Raw genomic sequence first — 11,519 nt, 5'->3', positions numbered from 1 at the left:
GCTTGGCGACCATAGCGTTATGGACCCACCTGACTCCATGCCGAACTCAGTAGTGAAACGTAACAGCGCCGATGGTAGTGTGGGGTCTCCCCATGTGAGAGTAGGACATCGCCAGGCTTCCAATTTAGAAAAAGCCCTGACCATCTGGTCAGGGCTTTTTCGCATCTGCGTTATTCATACTTAGATCCATCCCGGAATTTAATTTCTGACTGAGGTGCTCCCCCAAACAAGTCAGCTTGCTCTTGGTAATATGCATTTGGCGGGGGTGTTGTTTTCTACATATAAAAAAACCACCGCGGTAAGACGGTGGTGTTTGTGTGGAATTCAATGTTTCCTGTTAAGCATTGAACTGTTCTAGCTTTTCAATAACATGAATGCCGGCATCCTGCATTTCAGCACAAGCACTTAGTGTGGTGTCCTCTGCAATGCCCCGGCTCGCTTCCAAGTTAACCCAAACATCAAAACCGCCTTGCTGTTTAAGTTGTAGGGCTGTCGTTTTAACACAGTAGTCTGTGGCGAGCCCGCCGACTAATACTGTTTTTACCCCTTTGGCTTTCAGCCATTCAATCAACCCGGTACTCAGCTTTTCCTGAATGTCGTGGAAGCAAGCGCCATAGGGGTGTAAATCGGGCTCAACCCCTTTCCAGATAACATGGTCGTAATCTGTCACGGCAGGCAAATCTGGCACCGTTTCAAAGCCTTCTGTGCCTGGTACTGCATGTGATACCCATGTAAGGTCTGTGTTGGGGTAACCCAGTGGCGCTAACATCTTATCGTGACTGTCGACCACCCAAACGGCGTTGGCTGGATGTGCGTCTTTGGTTAGTACACGAAATGACGCTAAGTCAGCCTGTGCATTAAGCGCAGGACCGATTTTGTCGCCACCGCTAACCGGCAACTCGCCAGGACAGATTGGGGTGAAGGTTTTTTGTGGGTCGACATCGATAGATGCAATCACGTCCGTCTCCTTACAGGATCTGATTGAGCAGGTGATCTGCTTTCACACGTTTAATGCGCTTAAGCAGTTTTTTCACTGGTGCCGGATATACGTCCAGCTTTTCAATCTGCTTATAACTGCCAATCTGCTGAGTGTGCTCAAGGATCTTATCAATCTCTTTCTGGGCTTGGACTTCCAGCAGGCGATGTTTGTCATGGAGCAGGATGGCATTCTCTAAATCCAGCTTCCATGCACGTGGATTAAGGTTGTTCCCCGTGAGTAGCATATAGCTACGGTCTACCCAAATGCCTTTCAAATGAAAACTGTTGTCGTCATGCTTCCAGAGATAAATCTTGAGCTGCCGTTTTGCAATCGCGGCTTCATTACGACGTGCAAAGTTGCGCAGGTTCATCTCATATAGATAAGGCAAACCTGAGATCGTCTTGAAGGGCTCTTCAGGTGGAATGTAGAAGTCGTTAGCCGTCTTATCGCCGACGATAATCGACACCTGAACACCGCGCCTCAGAGCGCGACGGATCTCGCGCGTCACACTGCGTGGTGGGTTGAAATAAGGGGTACAGATTGTCAGTTCATCTTTGGCGCTGGCGATAAGACGACAAATCTGGGTATTGAGGAAATTCTTACGCTTTCCTAGACCTACCATCGGCGTCAGGCCAATCTGGTCGTCGTTGATATGCTGCGAGATAAACTGATAGCTGGCGTTTTGTAGGCGCGTTCGTAAATCGCGGATCGCAGGTTTCAGCACCTTTGTATCAGGGCGGTTAGGTTGTGCCAGACAGGTTACGGCCTCACTGGCAACCAAAGTGCTGCCAATAAACTGCGCCATACAGTCTGCCAGCGCTTTGCTATTGATGACATGGTAGCGGTCATAACGGTATCGGTCATGCTGGGCCAGATAGACATCGTTCAGGCTGGCACCGCTGTAAATAACTGTATCGTCAAAAACGAAGCCTTTGAGGTGCAGAACACCAAACACTTCACGGTTTCTGACTGGTACACCCAGCACATCAATTTTGTGAGGGAATTTTTCTGCATATTCGCGGTATAACGCGGCATTGCCATCGGATTTTACCGCACCGATAAGGCCACGCTGAGCGCGGTGCCAATCAACCAATACCTTGATGTCCAGCGTAGGATTCTTCTGCTTGGCATCGTAGAGCGCATTTAGAATGGTACGGCCTGCCTCATCGTCTTGTAGGTAAAGCGCGACAAGATAAATACGGTATTTTGCATGTGCAATTTCATGCAGCAGGCGCTCTCTAAAAGATGCCGCCTCGAGCAGCGTTTCTAGCTGTTCTGGGCGATGCGCAATTTTGGGGAGCTGGTCGATCAACTGCTTATTGGCAGTAGCTGAATCCATTATTGCCTCATTGTCTTCGACACTATGGTCGTGTTAACGCAAATTAAACCCTGTATTGTACCAGAATTTGTGTAATTTCCAGCGATCTTGCTGTGCCGGATATCCCGAATTAACACTGTTCCCGGGAAGCGAACATCATGGGAACCAAATCTTTCCCGCCATTGCAGTAACTGATGTAACGACCCTTTAGTGACGCCGGCAGCGCCTGCACGTCAATAACATTAAACCCTGCTTGTTGATACAAAGGAACGAGATGCCTGAATGCGAGACAATAACAGGGAACCAGGTCAATCTGCTCCTGTACAGCTTCCAGTAGTGCGACGCCAAGCTTTTGTCTGCGTAGCTCCGGGGCAATAAGCATTCCGGTAAGTAGCTGAAATCTATCCGTATCGAACTGGCGGAACCTGACTGCACCACACAGGCCTTTTTCACCTTCTGCTGTCCATATCACCTCATCTTTGCGTGGAGCGCCGGATGGGTAGTGGGTTTTATAAAAGCGGGCAACAAGGGGAAATCTCAATGGGTTTAACCGCTCGAATCGGTAAGGCGTCATAGGTATCAAATCACTGTGAATTCAAGGTGGATGGGGTAGTATACACGGCAACGACATTTGCAAAACGAAACGCGAGCTCATGAAGATCCTCTCCAATACATCGCTCAAACCCTATCACACCTTTGGAATTGATGTTTCTGCCAACACGCTCATTGAAGCTTATTCAGCGAGCGACTTTACGCAGATCTGGCAAGACTATGCATCCGTGCCAAAACTCATTGTCGGTGAAGGCAGTAATCTGCTTTTTTGTGAAGACTTTGCCGGTGTGGTGGTATTGAACCGCATTAAGGGAATAGAGGTAGAGGAAACGGCAAGCCATTGGCACCTTCATGTTGCGGGCGGCGAGAACTGGCATGAACTGGTTAGCTGGACTGTAGAGCAGGGGATGGCAGGCCTGGAAAATCTTGCGCTTATCCCTGGTCTTGTCGGCTCAGCACCTATTCAGAATATCGGTGCTTATGGCGTGGAAGTGAATGAGCGCTGTGACTATGTAGATGTACTAATGCTTGAAACTGGTGAAGTTGTTCGCATGGGCGCAGGGGCGTGTGAGTTTGGTTACCGTGACTCGATTTTCAAACGGGAGCTCAAAGAGAAAGCCATCATTGTAGCGGTTGGCCTGAGTTTGCCTAAAGTCTGGGTACCGGTGACTGGTTACGGAGCCTTGGCTGATCTCAATGCACTCAGCGAACTGACTGCTAAGGACGTTTTTGAGAAAGTATGCGAGATCCGCCGAGAGAAACTGCCCGATCCGGCGCTAGTCGGCAATGCAGGAAGTTTTTTCAAAAACCCGGTCGTGACAAAATCAGTCGCTGAAAAAATAGAAGCTTCATTTGGCGAATGTCCTTCATATGCAATCAATGACGATGAAGTGAAACTGGCGGCAGGTTGGCTTATCGACCAATCTGGACTGAAAGGGTACTGTGTTGGCGGCGCGGCAGTGCACGAGAAACAGGCGTTGGTGTTGGTGAATCTAGGTGATGCAACTGCTGCTGATGTCGTGATGTTGGCCCAGCATGTGGTTGATACGGTATACAGACGTTATGGCGTCAAGCTTGAGCATGAAGTGCGCTTCATGGCGAAAGATGCTGAAACATCCCTGGAGGCACTATGCCAGCATTAGACAACACACCACGTCTGGCATTGATCAAATATCTCGCTGACGGGCAATTTCACTCCGGGGAAAAACTGGGTGAATCACTAGGCATGAGCCGTGCGGCAATCAGTAAGCATGTCAAAGTCCTACAGCAATGGGGTGTGGATGTGTTCCGAGTGCAGGGGAAGGGTTACTGCTTACCTGCACCGCTGGACTTGCTGGATGAGCAAGCACTGACGGAAAAGCTGCAGGTACCGGCGTTTACCCTGATGCCAGTGATTGATTCCACCAACCAATACCTTCTCGATCGTGTGGGTCAGCTTATTTCAGGGGCTGCGTGTCTGGCAGAGTATCAACAGGCAGGGCGTGGCCGTCGCGGACGGGTGTGGAAATCCCCGTATGGTTCCAATCTTTACCTTTCTCTCTACTGGCGTCTTGACGCTGGTATGGCTGCAGCGATGGGATTGAGTCTGGTTGTAGGGGTTTCCATGGCGGAAACGCTGCAAAAGCTGGGAGCCTCTGGCGTGCGGGTGAAATGGCCGAACGATTTGTATTGGCAAGACAGAAAGCTGGCCGGTATTTTGGTGGAAATGACCGGACAGGCCGGGGATGCCGCGCATCTTGTGATCGGTATGGGGCTGAATATCGCCATGCCCGAAACACAGGAAGTGGATCAGCGCTGGGCGAATCTCAAGGATGCATGTCCTTCAATGCCAGACAAAAACACGTTAGCAGCTGCACTAATTAACGGCGTCATAAAGGCGCTGAAACAGTATGAAGAAACCGGGATGACGGGATTTGTCGAACGCTGGAAGCAGTTTGATAATTTCTACGGGCGTCCGGTGAAGCTGCTATTGGGAGAGCGTGTGGTCATGGGTATCGCACGAGGGATCAACGAGCAAGGGGCATTACTGTTAGAAACCGAGGCAGGTATTACGCCGTACCTCGGTGGCGAGATCAGTCTTAGGGCTGCAGACTAAGGGTTATTTTCGAACCTTAACAGTTTGTACTGCGTGGTTGTTGCCTTTTTGCAAGATTAACCCTGCACGCTCACGGGTGGGGAGAATATTCTCCACCAGGTTCTTTCCGTTGATCTCTTCCCAAATTCCGGCCGCTGTATTCCGGGCCTCTTGCTCAGAGAGCAGAGTATAGTGGTGGAAATAGGACGACGGATTCTGGAAGGCGCCGCGACGGAATGCCATAAATCGTTCTATATACCAAGTTTTCAACAATTCTCCCTCGGCATCGACATAGATGGAGAAGTCGAGGAAGTCAGAAATAAACACACGGTGAGGATCGTGCGGATAATCCATTCCGCTTTGTAACACATTCAAACCTTCAACGATAAGAATGTCAGGTTGCTCGACCTCTTTGACCTCATCCGTGATGTCATACACCAAGTGTGAGTATACGGGGGCTTCGACCCGTGGCTTGCCGGATTTCACGTCTGAGACAAACTCAACCAAGCGGCGGATGTCGTAAGACTCTGGGAACCCTTTTTTCTTCATGAGATTACGCTTGTTCAGCACCTCATTGGGATGAAGAAATCCGTCAGTAGTAATAAGTTCGACTTTCGGGTGCTCAGGCCAGCGTTCCAGCAGGGCTTTAAGTAGACGTGCTGTGGTGCTTTTCCCAACCGCAACGCTGCCAGCAATACCAATCACATAGGGCACATTGCCATTTTTTTCACCCAGAAAGTGTTCCAGCACCTGGGTGCGTCCTTTTCGGGCTTTTACATATAGGTTCAGCAGACGTGACAGTGGCAGATAGATATCCTGAACCTCATCCATAGTCAGATGCTCGTTGATACCACGCAGCTTTTCGAGATCAGCCTCGTCAAGTGTCATGGGTACAGCGTCGCGCAATTCCGACCATTTCTTACGATCGAAAGAGAGATAAGGCGTTAATAAATCACTCATGCTGTCGATGAATCTGTTGCAGATAAGGAAAGCGACAATACCTTATCGACACGCATTGTGGAAGCATGACACTCAGGTAACGTCACGGCATCTTGATAAAAAAAGGGGGAAATTGGCGAATTATTGCGCCATGAGAACTGATTTGGTGGAATTTTTTAAATTACCTATTGCAACGCCAAAAATCATTGCATAGAATGCGCAGCACTTGTCGCCGGCTTAGCTCAGTTGGTAGAGCAACTGACTTGTAATCAGTAGGTCGCCAGTTCGATTCCGGCAGCCGGCACCATAAAGACAAAACAAGACAATTTGGTGGGATTCCCGAGTGGCCAAAGGGATCAGACTGTAAATCTGACGGCTCAGCCTTCGAAGGTTCGAATCCTTCTCCCACCACCATATTTCAAATTGTTTGAATAGCTCTACGAGAAACTGAAAGCGGGCATCGTATAATGGCTATTACCTCAGCCTTCCAAGCTGATGATGCGGGTTCGATTCCCGCTGCCCGCTCCAATCTTATAGTGCTGATATAGCTCAGTTGGTAGAGCGCACCCTTGGTAAGGGTGAGGTCCCCAGTTCAAATCTGGGTATCAGCACCATCTCTCTTCAAAGTTACTTCAAGCCGTTTGTCATATACTCAACAATCCATTTGTTGTATGCGTGGTCGTTAAGCCACCAAAATACCGTGCTTAGAGGGACTGTCATGTCTAAAGAAAAATTTGAACGTACGAAACCGCACGTTAACGTTGGTACTATCGGCCACGTTGACCACGGTAAAACCACTCTGACTGCAGCTATCTGTACTGTACTGGCGAAAACCTACGGCGGTGCAGCGCGTGACTTCGCATCTATCGATAACGCGCCAGAAGAGCGTGAGCGTGGTATCACCATCTCTACTTCACACGTAGAGTACGATACTCCTTCACGCCACTACGCACACGTAGACTGTCCAGGACACGCTGACTATGTTAAAAACATGATCACCGGTGCTGCACAGATGGACGGCGGTATCCTGGTTGTTGCGGCAACTGACGGTCCTATGCCACAAACTCGTGAGCACATCCTGCTGGGTCGCCAGGTTGGTATCCCTTACATCATCGTATTCATGAACAAATGTGACATGGTTGATGATGAAGAGCTGCTGGAACTGGTTGAGATGGAAGTTCGTGAACTGCTGTCTGAATACGATTTCCCAGGCGACGACTGCCCAGTAATTCAAGGTTCTGCACTGGGTGCACTGAACGGCGAAGCACAGTGGGAAGCGAAAGTAATCGAACTGGCTGAAGCACTGGATTCTTACATCCCAGAGCCAGAGCGTGCGATCGACCGTCCGTTCATCCTGCCAATCGAAGACGTATTCTCAATCCAAGGCCGTGGTACTGTTGTAACTGGTCGTGTTGAGCAAGGTATCGTTCGCGTAGGTGACGAAGTAGAAATCGTTGGTATCAAAGAAACCATCAAGACTACTTGTACTGGCGTTGAAATGTTCCGTAAGCTTCTGGACGAAGGCCGTGCAGGTGAGAACGTTGGTGTTCTGCTGCGTGGTACTAAGCGTGACGAAGTTGAGCGTGGTCAAGTACTGGCTAAGCCTGGTTCAATCACTCCACACACTACTTTCACTTCAGAAATCTACGTTCTGTCGAAAGACGAAGGCGGCCGTCATACTCCGTTCTTCAAAGGCTACCGTCCACAGTTCTACTTCCGTACTACTGACGTGACCGGTACTATCGAACTGCCAGAAGGCGTTGAGATGGTAATGCCAGGCGACAACGTATCTATGACTGTTACTCTGATCGCGCCAATCGCGATGGACGAAGGTCTGCGCTTCGCAATCCGTGAAGGTGGCCGTACTGTAGGTGCGGGTGTTGTTGCTAAAATCATCGAATAAGATTTGACGACACACTAGCAAAAAGGGCATCATTTGATGCCCTTTTTCTGCACCAAAACTTCGGATTGAACTTTTTTTCGCCGATTGGTCGCAGTGATATACGTTTTGGGATAAGAAAATAGACGCCCATTGACGGCGCGTTATTGTTTTCCTATTCATTTCACCTCGCGGACGCGAGGTTGTTGTCGTCTATGAAATAGACTAGTTACAGGTAGAATGTATGAAAGCGAATGCTGAAGCCCAAACCGGGTCAATGGACGCCCTGAAGTGGGTGGTGGTCTTTGCCTTACTGGCCACTGCGGTAGTGGGAAATAGCCTGTACAGTGATATGTCTGTTGTGCTACGAGCTGCAGCTGTCGTCGTGCTGGTTGCTGCTGCCGGTGGTGTTGCTGCACTGACTGCAAAAGGTAAAGCAGCGATCACCTTTGCACGTGAATCGCGTATGGAAGTGCGTAAAGTTGTCTGGCCAACCCGCCAGGAAACTTTACAGACCACTTTCATCGTTCTGGCTGTCACTGTCGTCATGGCGCTCATCCTGTGGGGCATCGACGGTATTATGGTCCGTCTGGTCCGCCTAATCACTGGCGTGTGAGGTTAACTACATGAGCGAAGCTCCTAAAAAACGTTGGTATGTTGTTCAGGCTTTCTCTGGCTTTGAAGGCCGTGTGGCGAAGTCGCTGAAAGAACATATCAAGATGCACGAGATGGAAGACTACTTCGGTGAGGTTTTGGTACCGACCGAAGAAGTGGTTGAAATGCGCGCAGGACAGCGTCGCAAGAGCGAGCGTAAATTCTTCCCAGGTTACGTTCTGGTTCAAATGCTGATGAATGATGAATCATGGCACCTGGTACGTAGCGTACCGCGTGTGATGGGCTTTATCGGCGGCACACCAGATCGTCCAGCACCGATTTCTGATAAAGAAGCCGATGCAATCCTGAACCGTCTGGAAAAAGCGAGCGAATCACCAGTACACAAAACTGTGTATGAAGCAGGTGAAGTTATCCGTGTTACTGAAGGTCCATTTGCGGACTTCAATGGCGTGGTTGAAGAAGTGGATTACGAGAAGAGCCGCCTGAAGGTTTCTGTATCTATCTTCGGCCGTGCAACACCGGTAGAGCTGGAATTCAGCCAAGTAGAAAAAAGCTGATCGTTTTTTGCTCGTTAACAGTTGCGAGGGGCGCGAAATTTGAATACAATTTCGCGCCCTTTTGTTAAACGGGGAGTCTGTTTTCATAAAACAGACGTTTGAACCCAAATTTAGGTATTTAGTAATGGCTAAAAAAGTAGAAGCTTACATCAAGCTGCAAGTTGCAGCTGGTATGGCTAACCCAAGTCCACCAGTTGGTCCAGCTCTGGGTCAGCACGGCGTTAACATCATGGAATTCTGTAAAGCGTTCAACGCACGTACAGAATCTTTTGAGAAAGGCCTGCCAACTCCAGTAGTTATCTCTGTATACAGCGACCGTTCTTTCACTTTCGAACTGAAGACTCCACCTGCAGCAGTTCTGCTGAAAAAAGCAGCTGGCATCAAGTCTGGTTCAGGCCGTCCTAACACTGAGAAAGTTGGTACTGTTACTGACGCTCAGATCCAGGAAATCGCGGAAACTAAAGCGAAAGACATGACTGGTGCAGACATTGAAGCGATGAAACGCTCAATCGCTGGTACCGCTCGTTCAATGGGTCTGGTAGTAGAGGGTTAAGACAATGGCAAAACTGACTAAGCGCATGCGCGTAATCCGCGAAAAAGTTGATGCGACTCGCGAGTACGACATCAACGAAGCTGTTGCTCTTCTGAAAGAACTGGCTACTGCTAAATTCGTTGAAAGTGTAGACGTTGCTGTAAACCTGGGCATCGATGCACGTAAATCAGACCAAAACGTTCGTGGCGCAACTGTACTGCCACACGGTACTGGCCGTGACATCCGCGTAGCGGTATTCACTCAAGGTGCGAACGCTGAAGCTGCTAAAGCTGCTGGTGCTGACATCGTTGGTATGGAAGATCTGGCTGACCAAGTTAAGAAAGGCGAGATGAACTTCGACGTAGTTATCGCATCTCCAGATGCAATGCGCGTTGTAGGTCAACTGGGTACTATCCTGGGTCCTCGCGGTCTGATGCCAAACCCGAAAGTTGGTACTGTAACTCCTAACGTTGCTGAAGCGGTTCAAAACGCGAAAGCTGGTCAGGTTCGTTACCGTAACGACAAGAACGGTATCATCCACACTACCATCGGTAAGGTTGACTTCGACGCTGACAAGCTGAAAGGTAACCTGGAAGCGCTGCTGGTAGCTCTGAAGAAAGCGAAGCCTTCTTCAGCGAAAGGTACTTTCATCAAGAAAGTAAGCATCTCTACCACTATGGGTGCAGGTGTAGCGGTTGACCAGAACACTCTGGACGCAAACGCAAACTAATTGCTTGGGGCGGCGGGTTGCTGTATAATTCGTCGCTTCAAAAATATGGCTAAGTCTGCTTGTCAGACTTCGTCCAAGACCGTAGGTGTCAAGTTCTTCGGAACGGAGACTTAATTACTACCTACGTAGACGGTGCCAGAACATGATAGATATTTTTCTTTCTTGGATCTGCGCCGTAATTACTCTCCTGCTGTGAAGCAGCGAGTGGTGTAAAAACAATCCAGGAGCAAATCCAAATGGCATTAAATCTTCAAGACAAAAAAGCAATTGTTGCTGAAGTCAACGAAGCTGCCAGCGGTGCCCTGTCTGCAGTTGTAGCTGATTCTCGCGGTGTAACAGTTGGCGCGATGACTAATCTACGTAAACAAGCGCGTGAAGCGGGTGTTTACATGAAAGTCGTTCGTAACACACTGGCACGTCGCGCAGTGGAAGGTACTGACTACGAATGTCTTCAAGACATTTTTGTTGGCCCAACACTGATTGCGTTCTCTAACGAGCACCCTGGTGCTGCAGCGCGTCTTTTCAAAGACTTCGCTAAAGAGAACAAAAACTTCGAAATCAAAGCTGCTGCATTCGAAGGTTCACTGACTGACGCTGACGTACTGGCAACACTGCCAACTTACGACGAAGCTATCGCACGTCTGATGATGTGCATGAAAGAAGCGTCTGCTGGCAAGCTGGTTCGCACTATCGCGGCTGTTCGCGATCAGAAAGAAGCTGCGTAATTCGCATTGCTTTTTACTGGTTGCTATTTAAACTAATTGTTGACTTTAAAGAGAATTGTTATGTCTATCACTAACGAGCAAATCCTAGACGCAATTGCAGAAATGTCTGTAATGCAAGTTGTTGAACTGATCGAAGCAATGGAAGAGAAGTTCGGTGTTACTGCTGCTGCTGCAGTTGTAGCGGGCGGCGCTGTAGCTGAAGCTGCAGAAGAGAAGACCGAATTCGACGTAATCCTGACTGCTGCTGGTGCAAACAAAGTTGCAGTAATCAAAGCAGTTCGCGGCGCAACTGGTCTGGGCCTGAAAGAAGCGAAAGCAGTTGTTGACGGCGCTCCAGCACCTCTGAAAGAAGCTGTTTCTAAAGAAGAAGCAGAAGCTCTGAAGAAAGAACTGGAAGAAGCTGGTGCTTCTGTTGAAGTTAAGTAATTTATACTTAATTTCCTAGCCTGAATGGGCTAATGGCTGGTGGCTAAATAGCCACCGGCCTTTTTGCGCTGTAGGGCAGTAGTGAATTTTGCACCCCGTTTAGTCACTGCTGGCCATGCAAAAACATCGGAATTAACCCTCTGATGTTCCTACAGTAAACGGTTGGTTATTAGTTACTGTCCCATCAGTCTGG

At 49.0% G+C, this 11,519-nt stretch carries 13 protein-coding genes, 4 tRNA genes and 1 rRNA gene; 14 read left to right on the top strand and 4 right to left on the bottom strand.

Annotated features, from left to right (window positions below; genetic code table 11):
• Position 1: 1 nt before the first annotated feature.
• Positions 2-117, top strand: a 5S ribosomal RNA gene (rrf, locus tag KU854_RS23360).
• A 220-nt stretch (positions 118-337) separates the two neighbouring features.
• Here rrf and KU854_RS23355 read toward each other — a convergent pair.
• The 3 genes from KU854_RS23355 to KU854_RS23345 all read right to left on the bottom strand — a co-directional run bounded on the left by KU854_RS23355 (position 338) and on the right by KU854_RS23345 (position 2,871).
• Complete coding sequence (locus tag KU854_RS23355; RefSeq protein ID WP_218360673.1) at positions 338-958, bottom strand: nicotinamidase; 621 nt, start codon at positions 956-958, stop codon at positions 338-340.
• A gap of 10 nt (positions 959-968) precedes the next feature.
• Complete coding sequence (pssA, locus tag KU854_RS23350; protein ID WP_218360672.1) at positions 969-2,318, bottom strand: CDP-diacylglycerol--serine O-phosphatidyltransferase; 1,350 nt, start codon at positions 2,316-2,318, stop codon at positions 969-971.
• Between the two features lie 109 nt (positions 2,319-2,427).
• Positions 2,428-2,871: a GNAT family N-acetyltransferase gene (locus KU854_RS23345; RefSeq protein ID WP_218360671.1), complete on the bottom strand. Its 444-nt coding sequence runs from the start codon at positions 2,869-2,871 to the stop codon at positions 2,428-2,430.
• A 79-nt stretch (positions 2,872-2,950) separates the two neighbouring features.
• Between KU854_RS23345 and murB the strand changes: the two genes are divergently transcribed.
• Both murB and birA read left to right on the top strand, forming a co-directional pair.
• Positions 2,951-3,991, top strand: a complete 1,041-nt coding sequence (murB, locus tag KU854_RS23340; protein WP_218360670.1) for a UDP-N-acetylmuramate dehydrogenase — start codon at positions 2,951-2,953, stop codon at positions 3,989-3,991.
• Positions 3,979-4,944: a bifunctional biotin--[acetyl-CoA-carboxylase] ligase/biotin operon repressor BirA gene (birA, locus tag KU854_RS23335; protein ID WP_218360669.1), complete on the top strand. Its 966-nt coding sequence runs from the start codon at positions 3,979-3,981 to the stop codon at positions 4,942-4,944. The genes murB and birA overlap by 13 nt, the downstream gene beginning before the upstream one ends.
• Before the next feature lie 3 nt (positions 4,945-4,947).
• On the opposite strand, the gene coaA is transcribed toward birA, so the two are convergent.
• Positions 4,948-5,883 carry a type I pantothenate kinase gene (coaA, locus tag KU854_RS23330; protein ID WP_218360668.1) on the bottom strand — a complete coding sequence of 312 codons (936 nt, stop codon included), beginning with the start codon at positions 5,881-5,883 and terminating at the stop codon, positions 4,948-4,950.
• Between the two features lie 210 nt (positions 5,884-6,093).
• Between coaA and KU854_RS23325 the strand changes: the two genes are divergently transcribed.
• From KU854_RS23325 to rplL, 11 genes are all read left to right on the top strand, one after another.
• A tRNA-Thr gene (locus KU854_RS23325) sits at positions 6,094-6,169 on the top strand.
• Positions 6,170-6,191: 22 nt separating this feature from the next.
• Positions 6,192-6,276: transfer RNA gene (locus tag KU854_RS23320), tRNA-Tyr, on the top strand.
• A gap of 39 nt (positions 6,277-6,315) precedes the next feature.
• A tRNA-Gly gene (locus KU854_RS23315) sits at positions 6,316-6,390 on the top strand.
• Positions 6,391-6,400: 10 nt separating this feature from the next.
• Positions 6,401-6,476: transfer RNA gene (locus KU854_RS23310), tRNA-Thr, on the top strand.
• A 104-nt stretch (positions 6,477-6,580) separates the two neighbouring features.
• Positions 6,581-7,765, top strand: coding sequence for an elongation factor Tu (gene tuf, locus KU854_RS23305; RefSeq protein ID WP_218360667.1), 1,185 nt, complete (start codon positions 6,581-6,583; stop codon positions 7,763-7,765).
• 220 nt (positions 7,766-7,985) lie between these two features.
• A complete protein-coding gene (secE, locus tag KU854_RS23300) occupies positions 7,986-8,357 on the top strand; it encodes a preprotein translocase subunit SecE (protein ID WP_054780203.1) in 372 nt (123 codons plus the stop codon).
• A gap of 10 nt (positions 8,358-8,367) precedes the next feature.
• Positions 8,368-8,913 (top strand): transcription termination/antitermination protein NusG, encoded by a 546-nt coding sequence (gene nusG, locus KU854_RS23295; RefSeq protein ID WP_054780202.1) that lies wholly within the window; start codon positions 8,368-8,370, stop codon positions 8,911-8,913.
• Positions 8,914-9,037: 124 nt separating this feature from the next.
• Positions 9,038-9,466 carry a 50S ribosomal protein L11 gene (gene rplK / locus KU854_RS23290; RefSeq protein ID WP_054780201.1) on the top strand — a complete coding sequence of 143 codons (429 nt, stop codon included), beginning with the start codon at positions 9,038-9,040 and terminating at the stop codon, positions 9,464-9,466.
• A gap of 4 nt (positions 9,467-9,470) precedes the next feature.
• The gene (gene rplA, locus KU854_RS23285) at positions 9,471-10,175 is read left to right on the top strand and encodes a 50S ribosomal protein L1 (protein ID WP_218360666.1); all 705 of its coding nucleotides are present in this window, start codon (positions 9,471-9,473) and stop codon (positions 10,173-10,175) included.
• 236 nt (positions 10,176-10,411) lie between these two features.
• On the top strand, positions 10,412-10,900 hold the full coding sequence (gene rplJ, locus KU854_RS23280; RefSeq protein ID WP_054780199.1) for a 50S ribosomal protein L10: 489 nt from the start codon (positions 10,412-10,414) through the stop codon (positions 10,898-10,900).
• 60 nt (positions 10,901-10,960) lie between these two features.
• Positions 10,961-11,326, top strand: coding sequence for a 50S ribosomal protein L7/L12 (rplL, locus tag KU854_RS23275; RefSeq protein WP_054780198.1), 366 nt, complete (start codon positions 10,961-10,963; stop codon positions 11,324-11,326).
• The last annotated feature ends 193 nt before the right edge of the window (positions 11,327-11,519 follow it).

Origin of the sequence: Enterovibrio paralichthyis (assembly GCF_019209835.1) — a bacterium.
GTDB classification, from domain to species: Bacteria; Pseudomonadota; Gammaproteobacteria; order Enterobacterales; family Vibrionaceae; genus Enterovibrio; species Enterovibrio paralichthyis.
This window is presented reverse-complemented; position numbering and strand designations above follow the sequence as displayed.